The sequence below is a fragment of the Streptococcus mitis genome, from assembly GCF_002096855.1.
GTDB classification, from domain to species: Bacteria; Bacillota; Bacilli; order Lactobacillales; family Streptococcaceae; genus Streptococcus; species Streptococcus mitis_Y.
The window spans coordinates 173,678-191,783 of record NZ_NCVH01000031.1; the positions used below are offsets into that span (position 1 = coordinate 173,678).

An 18,106-nucleotide genomic window follows, 5' to 3' on the forward strand; every position below is an offset into this window, starting at 1 on the left:
TCAAGAATTTATAGTTATTTTAGTAAAAAGGAGCAGAAAATTTTCATTTTCTACTCCTTTTCTATAGGATTTATACTTCTTTTTCAGAAGTCTTTACTTCAGCTTTTTTGGCAGATTTGATTTGAATGTTACCCTTGCTGGTCATCACTGCCTTGAGGTCTTTTTCGCTTGGATTTTCAAGGTAGTAGTCAGTGATTGCGTCCTCAATATAGTCTTGAATAGTACGACGAAGTGGGCGTGCTCCCATTTTTGGATCATAACCAAGGTCAACCAATTTTTCCTTGACCTTGTCGGTTACATCCAAATGAATGTTGTTGCTAGAAAGACGTTTGTTAACATCTGCAAGCATAAGCTCGACAATCTGAAGGAGGTTATCTTTGCTGAGAGCCTTAAATTCGATAATACCATCAAAACGGTTCATAAACTCTGGGCTAAAGAAGTTACCGAGTTCACCAAGAACAGAGTTGGTACGTCCTTCTCTAGCAGCACCAAATCCAACGCTAGCTTCTGCCTTACCTGTACCTGCATTTGAAGTCATGATGATGATGGCGTCCTTGAAGCTAACGGTACGTCCTTGTCCATCTGTTAAACGACCATCGTCCAAGACCTGGAGGAACATATGCATGACATCTGGATGGGCTTTCTCTACTTCATCCAAGAGAATAAGAGAGTAGGGATTGCGGCGGACTTTTTCAGTTAATTGCCCAGCCTCGTCATAGCCGACATAACCTGGAGGGGCACCGACTAATTTCGCCACACTGTGTTTTTCCATATATTCACTCATATCAAAGCGAATCATGCTGTCAGCAGAACCAAAGAGTTCGATAGCTAATTGTTTGGAAAGTTCTGTCTTACCGACTCCAGTTGGCCCAACGAAAAGGAAACTTCCGATTGGGCGGTTAGGGGTACCGAGACCGACACGATTACGGCGAATAGCCTTGGCAATCTTATCGACAGCATCATCTTGTCCAATAACATGAGACTTGAGGTCTTCGGCTAGATGGATGAGTTGAGATTGTTCTTTCTCTTTTAAATCACCAACAGGAATATTGGTTTTCTGCTCGATAATGTGCTCAATGGTTTTCTCACTAATGATAGGAGTATCTTGGTCTGTGACCTTTTTCTTTTGCATTTCCTTATACTTGGCAATCTGGTCGCGGAAGTAGGCGGCCTTCTCAAAATCTTCCTCTCGTGTAGCTTGAGATTTGAGATTTTCAGCCTCAATCAAGCGCTGATCAATAACTTTAGGATCTACAAAATTCAAGGTCAAGTTCATCTTAGAACCTGCTTCATCTAAGAGGTCAATAGCCTTGTCAGGCAAGAAGCGATCTTGGATGTAGCGATTGGAAAGAGTTGCAGCTGCTTCAATTGCAGCATCGGTATACTGAACGTGGTGGTAGTCTTCGTATTTCTTTTGAATGCCTTTGAGGATAGTAATTGTTTCCTCCACTGTTGGTTCATCCACTTTAACAGGTTGCATACGACGCTCTAGGGCTGCATCTTTTTCAATGATACGGTATTCATTGAGGGTAGTAGCACCGACCAATTGCAGCTCTCCACGAGCAAGGGCGGGCTTGAGGATATTTCCTGCATCCATATTGCCATCGCCCGCAGAACCAGCACCGACAATTTCATGGATTTCATCGATAAAGAGGATGATGTCCTCACGTTTGCGAATTTCTTCCATGAGTTTTTGCATGCGTTCTTCAAATTGTCCACGGATACCCGTTCCTTGAACTAAGCTAACCACATCCAGACGGATGACTTGTTTTCCTTGTAGTTTATGGGGAACATCTCCATCAACTATTTTCTGAGCTAGACCTTCGACAACGGCAGTTTTTCCGACACCTGGTTCACCGATAAGAACAGGATTATTCTTGGTTCTGCGATTGAGAATTTCTATGACACGGATAATCTCATCGTCGCGCCCAATAACGGGGTCAATATCTCCACGACGGGCAATTTCAGTTACGTTGATACCAAATTCTTCCAGTAGGCCTTTTTCTTGGCTTGGTGGAGGAGTTTGAGCAGGTCCACGATTTTGGGAACCATAACCGCCATTTCCACCGTAACCTCCACCTGATTGGGTTGGGGGAGTCGGAGGAGTATTGTTAGAAGGCCTGAAATTGTTTAGGTCATTGAAGAAATCACCAAAGGGATCAAAGTCACGATTGTTCAGATCCGTAATACCTTTAAAGAGGCTATTGTTAGGATCTGTCTTGATAATCTTATAGCAGTTTTGACAGAGGTCAATTTGTTTTTGCTTTCCATTGAGATTGGTATAAAGATGAATCGTTGAGTCATTGATTTTACAGTTTTGACAAAGCATACATCTACCTCATTTCTTTATTTAGCCTGACCTGTTTAATGGTCAAAAATAGTCAAATTTCTATACTCTCATTATAACAGGATTGGGGTGTAAAGCAAGTAAAAAGATTGCAGCTTTGAGAAGTTGTTACAATGAAGAACTTTGTGGATTTGGACTATAAAAAAATCCTATTTGTGAGACAAAAAGGATTTTGGTTAGACATGCAGGGTGTAATCCCAGCTTGTTTTGTATTAGTAAAGAAGTTCGTAAATTTCCATTGCAATCAAGTCAATGCTATCAAACGTATAAGTTTCGCGAGCTTCGACATCACGAAGGGTAAAGATTGAGCCGTTTTCTTCGTCGTGACTGTATGCAACTTCTGCAACAACAACTCCTTCGCGTTCAAAATTACGTTTTAAATTTCCGCCGTCTTTTGCCATTGCTTCAAGGCGGTTGATGATTCTAACCAAATGTGATTCCATTTTGATTCTCCTTCATTTCTTATCGTTACTATTTTACCATAAAGGAGGCCAACTTGCCTAGAAAAAACTAAGATTTCTCGCTAATTCTACTAGCTTAAAGTTTTTTTGAATAAATTAGACAAAAGATTTGAATTTTAATTCAATTGATGTTATAATCATACAGTATTCTATTTTAGAAAGCAGTGTGACTATGAATTTTTCTTTTTTACCTAAGTATTTACCTTATTTTAACTATGGGGCTGTTGTGACGGTTCTCATTTCTATCTGTGTGGTCTTTTTGGGAACTATTTTGGGTGTTGTCTTGGCTTTTGGGCAACGTTCAAAGTTTAAACCGCTTGTTTGGCTAGCCAACTTGTACGTTTGGATTTTCCGCGGGACGCCAATGATGGTTCAGATTATGATTGCCTTTGCCCTTATGCATATCAATGCTCCGACTATTCAGGTTGGGATTTTAGGTGTTGACCTTTCTCGTCTGATTCCAGGGATTTTGATTATTTCTATGAACAGTGGTGCTTATGTTTCTGAGACTGTTCGGGCTGGGATTAATGCGGTTCCTAAGGGGCAGTTAGAGGCGGCCTATTCTTTAGGGATTCGTCCTAAAAATGCGATGCGCTATGTGATTTTGCCACAAGCTATCAAAAATATTTTGCCAGCATTGGGGAACGAATTTATCACTATTATCAAGGATAGTTCCCTCTTATCAGCTATCGGTGTTATGGAGTTGTGGAATGGAGCTACAACAGTTTCTACAACAACCTATCTACCTTTAACACCACTTTTATTTGCAGCCTTTTACTACTTGATTATGACCTCTATTTTGACAGTAGCCTTGAAAGCTTTTGAAAAACGAATGGAACAAGGAGATAAAAAATAATGACAGAGACCTTGATAAAAATTGAAAATTTACATAAATCTTTTGGAAAGAATGAAGTATTGAAGGGCATCAACCTCGAGATTAAAAGAGGAGAAGTTGTCGTTATCATTGGTCCTTCAGGAAGCGGAAAATCTACCTTGCTTCGTTCTATGAATTTGTTGGAAGAAGCAACAAAAGGGAAGGTTATCTTTGAGGGAGTTGATATTACGGACAAGAAGAATGACCTGTTTGCCATGCGTGAGAAGATGGGCATGGTTTTCCAACAATTTAATCTCTTTCCTAATATGACTGTGATGGAAAATATTACCTTGTCTCCTATCAAGACCAAAGGTGAAAGTAAGGAAGTTGCAGAGAAGAGAGCTAAGGAGCTTTTGGAAAAAGTTGGCTTACCAGATAAGGCAACTGCTTATCCACAGAGTTTGTCAGGTGGCCAGCAACAGCGGATTGCTATTGCGCGTGGCTTAGCTATGGAACCAGATGTTTTGCTCTTTGACGAGCCAACTTCAGCCCTGGACCCTGAAATGGTAGGTGAAGTGTTGGCTGTTATGCAAGACCTAGCCAAGTCAGGAATGACCATGGTTATCGTAACACATGAGATGGGATTTGCTCGTGAGGTGGCAGACCGTGTCATCTTTATGGCAGACGGTGTGGTTGTTGAAGACGGAACACCTGAACAGATTTTTGAACAAACTCAAGAACAACGGACTAAAGACTTCTTGAGTAAGGTTTTATAAGTTAGCTTTGTTTAGCTATTTGTAGCCAACTTTACATATAAAATATAGATTAATGAAAAGCTCGAACCGAGCTTTTTCTTATAGTTTGAAACTATAAGATAGCCTAGGAAAGAAGTGTTAGAGGGGATTAGCAGTTTTTGGTATAATGGAAGATATTTGAAAGAAAAGAGAAGTGATATGACACAGATTATTGATGGGAAGGCTCTGGCAGCTAAGTTACAAGGACAGTTGGCTGAAAAGACTGAAAAATTAAAGGAAGAGACAGGTTTAGTACCTGGTTTGGTAGTGATTTTGGTTGGGGATAATCCAGCAAGCCAAGTCTATGTTCGTAACAAGGAGAGGTCAGCCCTTGCGGCTGGTTTCCGTAGTGAAGTTGTGCGAGTTCCAGATACCATTACTCAAGAGGAATTGTTAGACTTGATTGCCAAATACAATCAAGATCCAGCTTGGCATGGAATTTTGGTCCAGTTACCATTACCAAAACATATTGACGAAGAGGCAGTTTTATTAGCTATTGATCCTGAAAAGGACGTAGATGGTTTCCATCCCCTAAACATGGGACGCCTTTGGTCTGGACATCCAGTCATGATTCCTTCGACACCTGCAGGAATTATGGAAATGTTCCATGAATACGGGATTGACTTGGAAGGTAAAAATGCGGTCGTCATTGGTCGTTCCAATATCGTTGGAAAACCCATGGCCCAGCTTCTTTTGGCCAAAAATGCTACAGTGACTTTGACCCACTCACGGACTCATAATCTTGCCAAGGTGGCTGCTAAAGCAGATATTCTGGTTGTTGCAATTGGTCGTGCCAAGTTTGTGACTGCTGATTTTGTCAAACCAGGTGCGGTTGTCATTGACGTTGGGATGAATCATGATGAAAATGGCAAGCTCTGTGGGGATGTGGATTATGAGGCAGTTGCCCCACTTGCTAGCCATATTACGCCAGTTCCTGGAGGTGTAGGTCCTATGACTATTACTATGCTGATGGAGCAAACTTATCAAGCAGCACTCCGGACATTGGATAGAAAATAAGAGAAAAAGAGAAAAAGTTTTCTGAGGAAAGTGTATTTTCTATAGCTATATCTAAAATGGCAAAAATGAATATTAAATTTTAGAAATAAGTTTATAAAAGGAGGTATGCGCCTCCTTTTTGTTGTATAATGGAGTGAGGTGATTAGATGATTTTAAAAATTTATAATGGGGAATATAGTTTACAATGGGATGGAATATACTACTTAGCACTAATTGATTATCCAAATATTCAAGAGTGGGAATTAGAAAAAATTGCTAAATTTATAGCTTACGAAAAACTTCATAAACGTCAAACAAGTATTGAGTGTGCTGATTCTTGTTTAAAAAAAGAAATTTTAGATTACATCTTTCAGCATCCCTTTCTGCCACCATTTACCCCTACAGATAAAAGAGTAGCCTCGACTTATGATCTACATAAGAGGTTAGTGACTTCAGACTACTGTAGTCATACTACGACTATAGATGCAGCGATTTCTATCTTTAAAACAGGTCAGCTCTTATCTGCTGTGAAAGCCTTTGGGCGAGATGCTGAGGAGTTGGTTTTGGATAGTAGAAATGCTGCATCGGATCCGATAGATTATTTTGACTATGTCATGTTAGGGTGGTCAAATACAAGTTCTGGTTATCGATTAGCGATGGAGCGTTTATTAGGTCGAGCTCCTTCAGAGAAAGAATTACAAGACAAGTTTATTCCTGGAGTGAGTTTTCATTTTATCTATACAGATTTGATTAAAGTTACTGGTTATATTTTTGATGGCTACCATGTTGCAAAAATTAAGGACATGTTGAATTTATTTAGTGAGTTGTATATTTGTATTATTCCAACTCATAATAAGAGCCAATTTGAAAATATTATTCCAACTAAAATACAAGATAGGGTGCATTATCTTGACTATGCTGGAGAAGACTTAGAAGAGTGGACTAAGAAAGTCTATCAAGTTGTTTTAAAACAATCAGATAAAGGATAGTTGAGGAAAAAAGATGAAAGTGATTGATCAAACCTTACTAGAAAAAGTCATTATTGAACGTTCTCGTACCAGTCATAAAGGAGACTATGGTCGTTTGCTGTTGCTGGGTGGGACTTATCCTTATGGTGGTGCTATTATCATGGCTGCTTTAGCAGCTGTAAAAAGCAGTGCAGGATTGGTGACCGTTGGAACGGACAGGGAAAATATTCCAGCTCTGCACAGCCATTTACCAGAAGCTATGGCCTTTTCTCTGCAAGACCAGCAATTGTTAAAAGAGCAATTGGAGAAGGCAGAAGTTGTCCTGGTGGGGCCTGGTTTACGAGACGATACTTTTGGAGAAAATCTTGTAAAACAGGTCTTTGCTAGCTTAAAAAAGAATCAGATTTTGATTGTAGATGGAGGGGCCTTAACCATTCTTGCTAGGACAAGTTTGTCGTTTCCATCTAACCAGCTTATCCTAACTCCCCACCAAAAAGAATGGGAAAAGCTGTCTGGTATTGCTATTGAAAAGCAAAACGAAGATGCAACAGCTAGTGCCCTGACTTCATTTCCTCAAGGAACCATTTTGGTGGAGAAAGGTCCAACTACTCGTATTTGGCAAGTTGGTCAATCTGATTTTTGCCAGTTACAGGTTGGCGGTCCCTATCAGGCGACTGGTGGTATGGGAGATACACTGGCTGGAATGATTGCTGGATTTGCAGGACAATTTCGACAGGCCAGTCTCTATGAACGTGTGGCAGTAGCAACCCATCTTCATTCAGCCATAGCCCAAGAACTATCTCAAGAACATTATGTGGTCTTGCCGACGGAAATCAGCAGTCATCTTCCCAAAATAATGAAAAAAATATCTCAAAAAGGCACTTGATAGTTCAGGCGCCTTTATATCTTTTAGAAAAATCCTTTAATCTTTCCAACGAGGCCATCTAGACCTTCAGAACCAGAAATCAACTGCTGAGCTTGAGAGAAGTATTCTCCAAGTTGGTCTTGATTTTCTGCAACAAATGTTTTTGCAGCTTCGAAATCTTTTGTTTCGATTAATTCTTTTACTTGGTTAAACAAATCTAATGGGTTCATCTTATTTCTCCTTTTCTGTACTTAACTATTTAATCATCTTTATGATAAAAAATCAACTGTTGTTGCTTTTAGCTAGGACCTGTTTTTATCTACAAGTTCTCATAACTAAGATTCTAACTACCAAAACAAGGTAGACATAAAAATAAAAATGTTCGGGTTTTTCTAGTGTATCCATGAAATAAAAAAGGATACATGTTATAATAAAAGTAGCTCTTTAATGGAGGTGTTTGAGTGGAAAATCTGAAGAAAATGGCAGGTATCAAGGCTGCTGAATTTGTCAATGATGGCATGGTTGTCGGACTGGGAACGGGTTCTACTGCCTATTATTTCGTAGAAGAAATCGGTCGTCGTATCAAGGAAGAAGGCTTGCAGATTACAGCTGTAACGACTTCTAGTGTGACCAGTAAACAGGCTGAAGGTCTTAATATCCCGCTCAAGTCTATTGACCAAGTAGACTTTGTCGATGTGACAGTCGACGGGGCGGATGAAGTGGATGGTCAGTTTAATGGAATCAAAGGCGGTGGTGGTGCCCTTCTGATGGAGAAAGTTGTCGCAACGCCTTCAAAAGAATACATTTGGGTGGTGGATGAAAGCAAGCTAGTCGACAAACTAGGTGCTTTTAAATTGCCAGTAGAAGTGGTTCAGTATGGCGCAGAACAGGTCTTTCATCGTTTTGAGCGAGCTGGCTACAAACCAAGTTTCCGTGAAAAAGACGGCCAACGTTTTGTGACCGATATGCAGAATTTTATCATTGACCTTGCTTTGGATGTCATTGAAGATCCAATTGCTTTCGGGCAAGAATTGGACCATATCGTTGGTGTTGTAGAGCACGGCTTATTCAACCAAATGGTGGATAAGGTCATTGTTGCTGGACGAGACGGGGTTCAGATTTTAACTTCAACAAAAGCAAACTAATCAACATAATAAGGAGATACACTATGTCAAAATTTAATCGTATTCACTTGGTGGTACTAGATTCTGTGGGAATCGGTGCTGCACCAGATGCCAATAACTTTGTCAATGCAGGGGTTCCAGATGGAGCTTCTGACACACTGGGACACATTTCAAAAGCAGTTGGTTTGAATGTCCCAAACATGGCTAAAATTGGTCTTGGAAATATTCCTCGTGAAACTCCTTTGAAGACTGTAGCAGCTGAAAGCAATCCAACTGGATATGCAACAAAATTAGAAGAAGTATCTCTTGGTAAGGATACTATGACTGGACACTGGGAAATCATGGGACTCAACATTACTGAGCCTTTCGATACTTTCTGGAATGGATTCCCAGAAGAAATCTTGACAAAAATCGAAGAATTTTCAGGACGCAAGGTCATTCGTGAAGCTAACAAACCTTACTCAGGAACAGCTGTTATCGATGATTTTGGACCACGCCAGATGGAAACTGGGGAGTTGATTATCTATACTTCAGCTGACCCTGTTTTGCAAATTGCTGCCCACGAAGATATTATTCCTTTGGACGAATTGTACCGTATCTGTGAATACGCTCGTTCAATTACACTTGAGCGTCCTGCCCTTCTAGGTCGTATCATTGCCCGTCCTTATGTTGGTGAGCCTGGAAACTTCACTCGTACAGCCAACCGTCGTGACTTAGCCGTTTCTCCATTTGCACCGACTGTTTTAGATAAATTAAACGAAGCTGGTATCGATACTTACGCTGTTGGAAAAATCAATGATATCTTTAACGGTGCTGGTATCAACCATGACATGGGTCACAACAAGTCAAACAGCCATGGAATTGATACACTATTGAAGACCATGGGCCTTGCTGAGTTTGAAAAAGGATTCTCATTCACAAACTTGGTTGACTTTGATGCCCTTTACGGCCACCGTCGTAATGCTCACGGCTACCGTGATTGTTTGCATGAGTTTGATGAACGCTTACCTGAAATTATCGCAGCTATGAGAGAGAATGACCTTCTCTTGATTACTGCGGACCATGGAAACGACCCAACTTACGCAGGAACAGACCACACTCGTGAATATATTCCACTTTTGGCCTACAGCCCTGCCTTTAAAGGCAATGGTGTCATTCCAGTAGGACATTTTGCAGATATCTCAGCGACTATTGCCGATAACTTTGGTGTTGAAACTGCCATGATTGGGGAAAGTTTCTTAGATAAATTGGTGTAAGATGACGCGCTATGCTTTACTGGTTAGGGGCATTAATGTCGGTGGGAAGAATAAGGTTGTCATGGCGCAACTTCGTCAAGAATTGACAGAGTTGGGACTGGGAAAGGTTGAAACCTACATCAACAGTGGCAATATTTTCTTTACTTCGACAGATCCCAAAGCCCAATTGGTTGAAAAGTTAGAGTCTTTCTTTGAAATCCATTATTCATTTATTCAAAGTTTTTCTTTACTGAGTCAAGAAGACTATGAAGAAGAACTTGAAAAGCTACCAGCTTGGTGGAACAAAGACTTGGCACGAAAAGACGTCCTCTTTTACACTGAGGGCTTGGATGTGGAGCAAGTCATCGAGACGGTTAAAAGTTTAGAGCTGAAAGATGAAGTCGTTCATTTTGGAAGACTTGGGATTTTCTGGGGGAAATTCTCTGAAGAATCATACTACGAAACAGCCTATCACAAATACTTACTCAAGATGCCTTTCTACCGCCAAATCACCATTCGCAATGCTAAAACTTTTGACAAAATCGGTCAAATGCTAAAAACTAATAAAGGAGACACACAATGACATTTTTAGATAAGATCAATGAAACAGCTGCCTTCCTGAAAGACAAGGGAATCCAAGCTCCCGAGTTCGGTCTAATCCTTGGATCAGGACTTGGAGAATTAGCAGAAGAAATCGAAAATCCAGTTGTAGTAGACTATGCTGAGATTCCAAACTGGGGCCGTTCGACAGTAGTCGGTCACGCTGGTAAACTGGTATATGGAGAACTTGCAGGTCGCATGGTCTTGGCTCTTCAAGGTCGTTTCCATTTCTATGAAGGAAATCCTCTGGAAGTCGTGACTTTCCCAGTACGTGTGATGAAAGTTCTTGGATGTGAAGGTGTCATTGTAACCAATGCAGCTGGAGGGATTGGATTTGGTCCTGGTACCTTGATGGCTATCTCAGACCATATCAATATGACGGGGCAGAACCCATTGATGGGTGAAAACTTGGATGATTTTGGTCCACGTTTCCCTGATATGTCTAAGGCCTACACACCAGAATACCGTGCTACTGCCCATGAAGTAGCTAAGAAACTTGGTATCAAGCTTGATGAAGGTGTCTATATCGGTGTAACTGGTCCGACTTATGAAACACCAGCAGAAATCCGTGCTTATAAGACACTGGGAGCAGATGCGGTTGGTATGTCGACTGTTCCTGAAGTTATTGTGGCAGCTCACTCAGGTTTGAAAGTTCTCGGTATTTCATGTATTACTAACCATGCTGCAGGCTTTCAAGAAGAACTCAACCACGAAGAAGTTGTAGAAGTAACCGAACGTGTCAAAGGTGATTTCAAGGGCTTGCTTAAAGCGATTCTTGCAGAATTGTAATCATGTTAAAGGACTTGAGGAGATTTTTTCGAAAGATTCCTTATAATTTTAGATTATTCCTAGCAGTAATTCTACAAGGAATAGTTTCGGGTTTATCTGGTATATTTCTCCATTATCTTTTAGAGATGGTAGAGAGTCTAGCTTTTGGTCAGTCAGAGCACCATAGTGGATTTTTGACAGATGGAGTTTCCTCCTCACGGATAGGACTAAGTTTAATAATCGTGGGTCTTAGCTCATCCTTGGTCTGGTATTTCTTGCAAAAAAGGTCGAAGATTTTTTCCATCAAAGCTCAGATGAAGGATGAGACTTCACAATACAAACTTCATTTTCTAAAACAGCTATTTCATTCAATTTGGCAGATCATTGCAGTTGGAGGGGGAGCCCCTATTGGCAAAGAAGCTGCACCACGAGAGATTGGGACTCTATTTGCAGGGCCAATTGGAAAAATATGTATACTATCTATGAAGGAACGCATCTTTCTCCTTGCTTGTGGTGCTGGTGCTGGTTTAGCGGCTGTTTATCAGGTTCCATTAACAAGTGTCTTCTTTGTTTTTGAAACCCTAGGAATTGCTCTATCTATTAAACGATTTGTCTTAGTCGGTTTGACTACCTATGTCTCAACCTATATAGCAGGCTTGGTTATTTCAAATCAGGCTCTCTACCAGATTCCAGCCATCTCATGGTCATTAAAGGAAATATGGATTATTCCCTTATTACTTCTTTTCTTAACCCCACTATCTTGGCTTTTTGGTCGCTTAAGTAAGGCAGCGTCTTCAAACAGAATAAAAGATAAACGAATACTTCTCACATTGCCCTCAGTTTTTCTTTTTCTTGCTGGTCTTGCAAGTTCCTTTCCACATCTACTTGGAAATGGACGTATGATGGCTCAGGAAGTATTGAATGGTAGCAATGGCAAAACAGTACTCCTTTTGTTTATATTAAAAGCATTAGTTGTTCTTATTATTCTGTGGGCAGGGGCCTATGGTGGTACCCTTACGCCATCTTTTGCCTTGGGGATGGCTGGAGCTGCTCTCTTGGGCATAATTCTAGGTGTGGATAGCCAGCCAAGCATTTTGCTTTTGGGATCGGTTTGCTTTTTGTCTGTGACTTTGAGGGCTCCCTGGTCTGCAACCGGATTAGTTATAGGTTTCACTGGGCTAGGTATAGATTCTCTTCTGTATCTCTTAGTAACAGCTGTTTTAGCCTATGAATTTGCAAAAATGTTAGACCGCTTTCCTTGGGCTAGCATACTGTGTCAGAAGTCAAAGCATAAAGTAATAAGATAGAGAACGACCATTTCTTCTAATCAAAGATTTATCTTAAAAGATTAAAAACTATTATCAATTTATCAATAACTGTTTGAAATAAAAAAGAAGTAGGCTTATCGGAGTCACGATTGAATCCGATTTTTCATAGCTATAAAAATAAATAAAGAAAGGTAGAGCGAGATGTTCTGATTTGAACACGAGCGGAAAACTTTTCATAACAATAAAAGAAAGGATGGCTTAACTGTATTCATCGAACTGAATACGAGCGGAGAACTGTGTAAAAAAGATAAACTGTCTAGCATCTGAAATGCGTTGTCAGTTTCCTATTTTTACTTTGTTTTCTGTCGCTATCCTAAATATACAAAAAAGAAAGGTAGAGCGAGATGTTCTGATTTGAACACGAGCGGAAAACTTTTCTAAAAACTCAGAAGAGAAGGGGAGTTCGGGTTTGAATTGAAGCCGGGCTATTCTTCTCAATATCATCAAAATTAAGAAAGAAAGGAATTGAACCCACCCTAAAAGCAGTGGGAAAAAGATAGTTGGTCTAGCGAGCATCGCTCACTGCACCCAACTCCTATTTTCCTTTTGCTTTTTGACGGGTTTGGTATCTTATATTATGTCTATCCATATTGCTGCTCAGCAGGGCGAAATTGCTGATAAAATTCTTCTTCCTGGGGATCCTCTTCGTGCTAAGTTTATTGCGGAAAATTTCCTTGAAGATGCTGTTTGTTTTAACGAAGTGCGTAACATGTTTGGTTACACTGGTACTTACAAGGGTCACCGTGTATCTGTCATGGGAACTGGGATGGGGATGCCATCTATTTCGATTTATGCGCGTGAGTTAATTGTTGACTACGGTGTGAAGAAATTGATTCGTGTAGGAACTGCTGGTTCGTTAAACGAGGATGTCCATGTCCGTGAATTAGTTTTGGCGCAGGCAGCTGCAACCAACTCTAACATCATCCGCAATGACTGGCCACAGTACGATTTCCCACAAATCGCTAGCTTTGATTTGCTGGACAAGGCCTACCATATCGCCAAAGAACTTGGTATGACCACCCACGTTGGGAACGTTTTGTCTTCTGATGCCTTTTATTCAAACTACTTTGAAAAGAACATCGAGCTTGGTAAATGGGGAGTCAAGGCTGTGGAAATGGAAGCAGCAGCCCTTTACTATCTGGCAGCCCAACACCATGTTGATGCTCTAGCTATCATGACCATCTCGGATAGCTTGGTCAATCCAGATGAAGACACAACTGCAGAAGAACGCCAAAATACCTTCACAGATATGATGAAAGTTGGTTTGGAAACCTTGATTGCAGAATAATTATATCCAAAAAGGAAGCCCTTCTTTATGAATTGGAGGACTTCCTTTTCTTATCTAGAAATTGATCTAGTTCTTTCTGATTTCGAAGAATAGTGACTTTATGTGAGTATTCTTGGCAAAGTTTTTGGTAATTTTTTCTTTGAGTTTTAGTCCGTCCATCCCTGAGAATCCATCTGATAAACTCCCAATTAAATTGTTCTTGACAACCAGCTGCCATACTTTCTCTCACTTTTCCTCTATATTTTAAATAGCGCTTAAAGGCTCTTAGCAAACAATTCCAAGAAGAGAAGTTTAAAAAGATTATCTGGTCAGCTTCCTGCATTCTTTCTTCGTAATAACACCAAGAATAATTACCATCTATGACCCAATCTTTATGCTTGGTGAGAAAGCTTTTCATCTCGGTCAGCATCCATTCGCGATCACTGTCTTGCCAACCAGGTTGAAATTGGAGTGTGTCCATATGTAGTTTTGGGATGGAGTAGTAGTTAGATAATTTTTCTGCTAGAGTTGACTTACCAGTACCAGAATATCCGATAATTGCGATTTTCATTTTCTACCTTTTCCTATTTGGAGACAAAAAAACAGCCTCTATGGACTGTTTCTTATTTAGCAAGTTTAGCTGAAAGACGAGCTTTGTCGCGACTTGCTTTGTTTTTGTGAATCAAACCTTTAGTTTCTGCTTTATCGATAGCTGAGCTAGCAGCACGGAAAAGTTCTTCAGATGGGTTTGCTTCGAAAGCTTTGATAGCAGTACGCATAGCTGATTTTTGAGCTGAGTTCTTTTCGTTTTGTTTAACGTTCAATTCAGCACGTTTGATAGCTGATTTAATGTTTGCCAATGTTCTTACCTCCATATTTACTAACTATACCATTATATCTGAAAACTTACGTTTTGACAAGGGAAAATTATTTTTTTAAGTAAATTTCATCGATTTCATGGTTCTTTGTTTTATGAAGAATCACTTCCGCACGATTTCTGGTCGGTTCAATATAATTTTGTAGATTTGTGAGATTGATACTGGTCCAGACCTGATGGGCAAAGGATTCCACTTCCCCAATCGGCATTTGTGTAAAACGATAATAGTAGCTATCAGGATCGTTTTGGGCTAGGCTCAGCATTTTCAAGAAACGGTCCAGATACCAACTCTCGATGTCATCGACTGCAGCATCAACATAGATGGAAAAGTCAAAGAAGTCAGTAATGTAGAGACGCTCGTTTTGTGGATTTTGAAAGACATTTATTCCCTCAACAATGACAAAATCAGCAGCTTTGACGCTTTGATTTTCCTCTGGTACGATGTCGTAGACTTCATGAGAATAGACAGGAATATCTACATCTTGTCCATTTTTGATGTGGTCCAGGAAGTTAAGAAGAGCTTCCATATCATAGCTTTCAGGAAATCCCTTGCGATTTAAAATCCCTTGTTCAATCAAGGTCTGGTTGGGATAGAGAAAGCCGTCAGTTGTTACTAACTCAACCGTAGCATCTGTAAGCGTACGGGACAGTAGGATTTGTAGTAGGCGGCTAGTTGTGGATTTTCCAACGGCAACACTCCCAGAAACTCCAATGATAAAAGGTTGGGATTTACTTTCACGTTGGAGGAAGATTCCTTTGGAAAAGGCTAAATCATCCTTGGTACGCTTGTAAATCTGGATGAGATGGGCTAGGGGGAGATAGACATCGGTAACATCCTGTAGACTAATCTGGTCATTAAAACTCTTGATAGATTCTAATTCCTCTTCTGTCAAAGGAGGTGTTGTTTTTCGATGTAACGATTGCCAAGTCTGGCGGCTGATTTTTTCAAAATGTAAAAATTCGTTGGTCATTTGTTTTCCCCTAGATATTTTGTCTATCATACCATAAAAAGCTAAAAAAATAAAGCGGTTTCTTGAATGCAGTCAGTCAAAATTATATAATAAAGGTAGACGGAGGATGAACAATTTATTGATGAAGTAGGAGCTACTTTCTACTGATTTATAAGCTAATAAAGGGGGCTTTGAGGGTTACAACTTATAGGAGGTGTACTATGAAAATCTTAAAACGTTACACATTGGAACTTTGTTTTATTTTAAGTTTTGCACTACCTTTTATAAAAGGGGCGAATGTGGATAATGGTAGACGCTTTGTGGAAATCTATTACGGTTTTACTTTTTTGATGGAACATGCTATTGTAACAATTGTCTTTCTCTGTTCGCTCTTGATTGCTTGCCTACTAAAAAAACGGTGGACGAAATGGCTAGTTGCTGGAAGTTATCTATTTTTGATTTTGTGGATTGCTACAGAGGGTTATTTCTTCCGCATGTCACTAGAAGATTTGATACGACTTTGGACAAGTTTGGAAATCCTGACAAAAACGTATCAGTTGGGCTTTTATCTAAACATCTTATTGGGAATCCTGTTGATAATTAAGTATCTGAAGGTTAAGCAATAGTAATAATAAATACGCCCGATTATAGATGATAAACTTTTTGTTTTATCCTGACTATGATATTTCTAGTTCTAAATGGTTTATCATTTATCTATAAGTGTTGAAAGAGATTGAAGAAAAGGTTTTACCTACTAGCTTTCTTCAGTCTTTTTCGTTTTATGATCAATTTGTAAACGATTTACAATTTAAGGCAAATTATGGTAAAATAGTTTCATGAGTAAAATGTATTATGCAGAAAATCCTGACGCTGCTCACGACATTCATGAGTTGAGAGTGGACTTGTTGGGAGAAAAAATGACCTTTTTGACGGATGCGGGTGTTTTTAGCAAGAAAATGGTTGACTTTGGCAGTCAACTTTTGCTCAAGTGTCTTGAGGTCAATCAAGGAGAAACTGTCCTTGATGTAGGCTGTGGTTACGGGCCTTTGGGTTTGTCCTTAGCTAAGGCTTATGGAGTTCAGGCGACCATGGTCGATATTAACAATCGTGCCTTGGATTTGACCCGACAAAATTCTGAACGAAATAAAGTGGCAGCGACGATTTTCCAGTCTAACATCTATGAACAAGTTGAAGGCAAATTTGACCATGTCATTTCCAATCCCCCTATCCGTGCGGGCAAGCAAGTGGTTCATGAAATCATTGAGAAAAGTAAAGATTTTTTGGAAACTGGTGGAGATTTAACAATCGTTATCCAGAAAAAACAAGGGGCCCCAAGTGCTAAGTCCAAGATGGAAGAGGTGTTTGGCAATTGTGAAATCGTTAAAAAAGATAAGGGATACTATATCCTTAGAAGTGTGAAATAATGAGAGCAGTTGATTTAATCCAAAAGAAACGAGACGGTCAAGAACTGACTTCGAGTGAAATTGAATGGCTAGTTGAAGGCTATGTGTCAGGAACTGTTCCTGATTATCAGATGTCTGCTTTTGCTATGGCTGTTTATTTCAAAGGAATGACGACTCGAGAAATCTCTGACCTAACTATGAAGATGGTTCAGACAGGGCAAGAGTATGATTTATCAGCTATTGGTGGGGTTAAGGTTGACAAGCATTCTACGGGTGGTGTTGGTGATAAGGTGACCTTGATTTTGGCTCCTCTTGTTGCAAGCTTTGGTGTTCCTGTGGCAAAAATGAGTGGTCGTGGTCTCGGCCATACAGGCGGAACAATTGATAAATTGGAGTCCATTAAGGGCTATCAAGTAGAACGTAGTCAAGAGGATTTTATTCGTCAGGTACAGGACATTGGTGTATCTGTCATTGGGCAATCAGACCAGCTTGTCAAAGCGGATAAGCTTCTCTATGCCCTTCGTGATGTGACCGCAACTGTTGACACGATTCCTTTGATTGCGAGTTCGGTGATGAGCAAGAAAATCGCGGCAGGGGCTGATGCTATTTTGCTAGACGTGACTGTCGGTGAGGGTGCCTTCATGAAGACAGTTGATGAGGCACGCGAATTGGCTCAAACCATGGTGGATCTTGGTAAGGCTGTTGGTCGGAAGACGGTAGCAGTCATTACGGATATGAGTCAGCCTTTGGGACGAGCAATTGGAAATCGCCTGGAAATCCTTGAAGCATTGGAGATTTTACAAGGTCAAGGCCGTCAGGATATTACCCACTTCATCTGTGAATTGGCTCAAATTATGCTTGGCCTGGCAAATGTAAATAAAACAGTTGAAGAAGTTCGCCAACATCTTGAGAATGGTAAGGCACTGGCTAAGTTTGAAGAAATGGTAGCAGCACAAGGCGCTGATTTAGAAGATCTCTATCGCCCAGTCAAGGTTGCCCATGTGGTGGAAATTCCAGCTCAGGAAACAGGTGTTATTTCAGCTCTTCCTGCAATGGAATTTGGGCTCTATGCCATGAGACTAGGGGCCGGTCGTGCAGTCAAGACTGATGACTTGGACTATGAAACAGGGATTGTTTTTGAAAAGAAAGTTGGAGACTCCGTTCAAAAAGGAGAAATTGTTGCAAAAGTTTATACAAATGGAAAAATTTCTTCTGAACTAGTTACAGAATTTCAAAAATATGTTAAAATAAATGATGGAGTGCAAAGTTTACGAGAAATTATAGAAATTATCTCATAAACCGCAGGAGA

20 protein-coding genes are annotated in these 18,106 nt (G+C 40.2%); 14 read left to right on the forward strand and 6 right to left on the reverse strand.

The window, feature by feature from the left end:
- Positions 1–70 precede the first annotated feature (70 nt).
- Positions 71–2,329 carry an ATP-dependent Clp protease ATP-binding subunit gene (locus B7698_RS06165; protein WP_000882498.1) on the reverse strand — a complete coding sequence of 753 codons (2,259 nt, stop codon included), beginning with the start codon at positions 2,327–2,329 and terminating at the stop codon, positions 71–73.
- A gap of 230 nt (positions 2,330–2,559) precedes the next feature.
- Complete coding sequence (locus B7698_RS06170) at positions 2,560–2,790, reverse strand: DUF1797 family protein (protein WP_000443570.1); 231 nt, start codon at positions 2,788–2,790, stop codon at positions 2,560–2,562.
- Between the two features lie 190 nt (positions 2,791–2,980).
- Here B7698_RS06170 and B7698_RS06175 point away from each other — a divergent pair, with 190 nt between their 5' ends.
- From B7698_RS06175 to B7698_RS06195, 5 genes are all read left to right on the forward strand, one after another.
- Positions 2,981–3,664, forward strand: coding sequence for an amino acid ABC transporter permease (locus tag B7698_RS06175; RefSeq protein ID WP_004256547.1), 684 nt, complete (start codon positions 2,981–2,983; stop codon positions 3,662–3,664).
- Positions 3,664–4,398, forward strand: coding sequence for an amino acid ABC transporter ATP-binding protein (locus tag B7698_RS06180; protein WP_004256549.1), 735 nt, complete (start codon positions 3,664–3,666; stop codon positions 4,396–4,398). The genes B7698_RS06175 and B7698_RS06180 overlap by 1 nt, the downstream gene beginning before the upstream one ends.
- A 177-nt stretch (positions 4,399–4,575) precedes the next feature.
- Positions 4,576–5,433 carry a bifunctional methylenetetrahydrofolate dehydrogenase/methenyltetrahydrofolate cyclohydrolase gene (locus tag B7698_RS06185; protein WP_192855112.1) on the forward strand — a complete coding sequence of 286 codons (858 nt, stop codon included), beginning with the start codon at positions 4,576–4,578 and terminating at the stop codon, positions 5,431–5,433.
- A gap of 146 nt (positions 5,434–5,579) precedes the next feature.
- Complete coding sequence (locus B7698_RS06190) at positions 5,580–6,401, forward strand: phosphate ABC transporter ATPase (RefSeq protein ID WP_084865000.1); 822 nt, start codon at positions 5,580–5,582, stop codon at positions 6,399–6,401.
- A 13-nt stretch (positions 6,402–6,414) separates the two neighbouring features.
- Positions 6,415–7,266, forward strand: a complete 852-nt coding sequence (locus B7698_RS06195; RefSeq protein WP_084865001.1) for an NAD(P)H-hydrate dehydratase — start codon at positions 6,415–6,417, stop codon at positions 7,264–7,266.
- Between the two features lie 23 nt (positions 7,267–7,289).
- On the opposite strand, the gene B7698_RS06200 is transcribed toward B7698_RS06195, so the two are convergent.
- Positions 7,290–7,475 carry a hypothetical protein gene (locus tag B7698_RS06200; RefSeq protein WP_001068557.1) on the reverse strand — a complete coding sequence of 62 codons (186 nt, stop codon included), beginning with the start codon at positions 7,473–7,475 and terminating at the stop codon, positions 7,290–7,292.
- A 231-nt stretch (positions 7,476–7,706) separates the two neighbouring features.
- On the opposite strand from B7698_RS06200, the gene rpiA reads away from it, so the two are divergent.
- The 6 genes from rpiA to deoD all read left to right on the forward strand — a co-directional run bounded on the left by rpiA (position 7,707) and on the right by deoD (position 13,588).
- Positions 7,707–8,390: a ribose-5-phosphate isomerase RpiA gene (rpiA, locus tag B7698_RS06205; protein WP_084865002.1), complete on the forward strand. Its 684-nt coding sequence runs from the start codon at positions 7,707–7,709 to the stop codon at positions 8,388–8,390.
- Positions 8,391–8,413: 23 nt separating this feature from the next.
- Positions 8,414–9,625, forward strand: a complete 1,212-nt coding sequence (locus B7698_RS06210) for a phosphopentomutase (RefSeq protein WP_084865003.1) — start codon at positions 8,414–8,416, stop codon at positions 9,623–9,625.
- Position 9,626: 1 nt separating this feature from the next.
- Positions 9,627–10,187: a DUF1697 domain-containing protein gene (locus B7698_RS06215; RefSeq protein WP_084865004.1), complete on the forward strand. Its 561-nt coding sequence runs from the start codon at positions 9,627–9,629 to the stop codon at positions 10,185–10,187.
- Positions 10,184–10,993, forward strand: a complete 810-nt coding sequence (locus B7698_RS06220) for a purine-nucleoside phosphorylase (RefSeq protein WP_084865005.1) — start codon at positions 10,184–10,186, stop codon at positions 10,991–10,993. The genes B7698_RS06215 and B7698_RS06220 overlap by 4 nt, the downstream gene beginning before the upstream one ends.
- A gap of 2 nt (positions 10,994–10,995) precedes the next feature.
- Positions 10,996–12,279 (forward strand): chloride channel protein, encoded by a 1,284-nt coding sequence (locus tag B7698_RS06225; RefSeq protein ID WP_084865006.1) that lies wholly within the window; start codon positions 10,996–10,998, stop codon positions 12,277–12,279.
- Positions 12,280–12,877: 598 nt separating this feature from the next.
- Positions 12,878–13,588 carry a purine-nucleoside phosphorylase gene (gene deoD, locus B7698_RS06230; RefSeq protein WP_084865007.1) on the forward strand — a complete coding sequence of 237 codons (711 nt, stop codon included), beginning with the start codon at positions 12,878–12,880 and terminating at the stop codon, positions 13,586–13,588.
- A gap of 25 nt (positions 13,589–13,613) precedes the next feature.
- On the opposite strand, the gene B7698_RS06235 is transcribed toward deoD, so the two are convergent.
- From B7698_RS06235 to coaA, 3 genes are all read right to left on the reverse strand, one after another.
- Complete coding sequence (locus B7698_RS06235; protein ID WP_049546380.1) at positions 13,614–14,138, reverse strand: DNA topology modulation protein; 525 nt, start codon at positions 14,136–14,138, stop codon at positions 13,614–13,616.
- Positions 14,139–14,190: 52 nt separating this feature from the next.
- Positions 14,191–14,427, reverse strand: coding sequence for a 30S ribosomal protein S20 (rpsT, locus tag B7698_RS06240; protein WP_001274000.1), 237 nt, complete (start codon positions 14,425–14,427; stop codon positions 14,191–14,193).
- A 67-nt stretch (positions 14,428–14,494) separates the two neighbouring features.
- Positions 14,495–15,415: a type I pantothenate kinase gene (coaA, locus tag B7698_RS06245; protein ID WP_084865008.1), complete on the reverse strand. Its 921-nt coding sequence runs from the start codon at positions 15,413–15,415 to the stop codon at positions 14,495–14,497.
- 200 nt (positions 15,416–15,615) lie between these two features.
- Between coaA and B7698_RS06250 the strand changes: the two genes are divergently transcribed.
- From B7698_RS06250 to B7698_RS06260, 3 genes are all read left to right on the forward strand, one after another.
- Positions 15,616–16,020, forward strand: a complete 405-nt coding sequence (locus B7698_RS06250) for a hypothetical protein (RefSeq protein WP_084865009.1) — start codon at positions 15,616–15,618, stop codon at positions 16,018–16,020.
- Positions 16,021–16,230: 210 nt separating this feature from the next.
- Positions 16,231–16,818 (forward strand): class I SAM-dependent methyltransferase, encoded by a 588-nt coding sequence (locus tag B7698_RS06255; protein WP_084865010.1) that lies wholly within the window; start codon positions 16,231–16,233, stop codon positions 16,816–16,818.
- On the forward strand, positions 16,818–18,095 hold the full coding sequence (locus tag B7698_RS06260) for a pyrimidine-nucleoside phosphorylase (RefSeq protein ID WP_084865011.1): 1,278 nt from the start codon (positions 16,818–16,820) through the stop codon (positions 18,093–18,095). The genes B7698_RS06255 and B7698_RS06260 overlap by 1 nt, the downstream gene beginning before the upstream one ends.
- Positions 18,096–18,106 lie beyond the last annotated feature (11 nt).

Coding starts and splice junctions, on each gene's coding strand:
- B7698_RS06165 (WP_000882498.1), bottom strand. CDS start 2,329: ATGCTTTGTCAAAACTGTAAAATCAATGACTCAACGATTCATCTTTAT.
- B7698_RS06170 (WP_000443570.1), bottom strand. CDS start 2,790: ATGGAATCACATTTGGTTAGAATCATCAACCGCCTTGAAGCAATGGCA.
- B7698_RS06175 (WP_004256547.1), top strand. CDS start 2,981: ATGAATTTTTCTTTTTTACCTAAGTATTTACCTTATTTTAACTATGGG.
- B7698_RS06180 (WP_004256549.1), top strand. CDS start 3,664: ATGACAGAGACCTTGATAAAAATTGAAAATTTACATAAATCTTTTGGA.
- B7698_RS06185 (WP_192855112.1), top strand. CDS start 4,576: ATGACACAGATTATTGATGGGAAGGCTCTGGCAGCTAAGTTACAAGGA.
- B7698_RS06190 (WP_084865000.1), top strand. CDS start 5,580: ATGATTTTAAAAATTTATAATGGGGAATATAGTTTACAATGGGATGGA.
- B7698_RS06195 (WP_084865001.1), top strand. CDS start 6,415: ATGAAAGTGATTGATCAAACCTTACTAGAAAAAGTCATTATTGAACGT.
- B7698_RS06200 (WP_001068557.1), bottom strand. CDS start 7,475: ATGAACCCATTAGATTTGTTTAACCAAGTAAAAGAATTAATCGAAACA.
- B7698_RS06210 (WP_084865003.1), top strand. CDS start 8,414: ATGTCAAAATTTAATCGTATTCACTTGGTGGTACTAGATTCTGTGGGA.
- B7698_RS06215 (WP_084865004.1), top strand. CDS start 9,627: ATGACGCGCTATGCTTTACTGGTTAGGGGCATTAATGTCGGTGGGAAG.
- B7698_RS06220 (WP_084865005.1), top strand. CDS start 10,184: ATGACATTTTTAGATAAGATCAATGAAACAGCTGCCTTCCTGAAAGAC.
- B7698_RS06225 (WP_084865006.1), top strand. CDS start 10,996: ATGTTAAAGGACTTGAGGAGATTTTTTCGAAAGATTCCTTATAATTTT.
- deoD (WP_084865007.1), top strand. CDS start 12,878: ATGTCTATCCATATTGCTGCTCAGCAGGGCGAAATTGCTGATAAAATT.
- B7698_RS06235 (WP_049546380.1), bottom strand. CDS start 14,138: ATGAAAATCGCAATTATCGGATATTCTGGTACTGGTAAGTCAACTCTA.
- coaA (WP_084865008.1), bottom strand. CDS start 15,415: ATGACCAACGAATTTTTACATTTTGAAAAAATCAGCCGCCAGACTTGG.
- B7698_RS06250 (WP_084865009.1), top strand. CDS start 15,616: ATGAAAATCTTAAAACGTTACACATTGGAACTTTGTTTTATTTTAAGT.
- B7698_RS06255 (WP_084865010.1), top strand. CDS start 16,231: ATGAGTAAAATGTATTATGCAGAAAATCCTGACGCTGCTCACGACATT.
- B7698_RS06260 (WP_084865011.1), top strand. CDS start 16,818: ATGAGAGCAGTTGATTTAATCCAAAAGAAACGAGACGGTCAAGAACTG.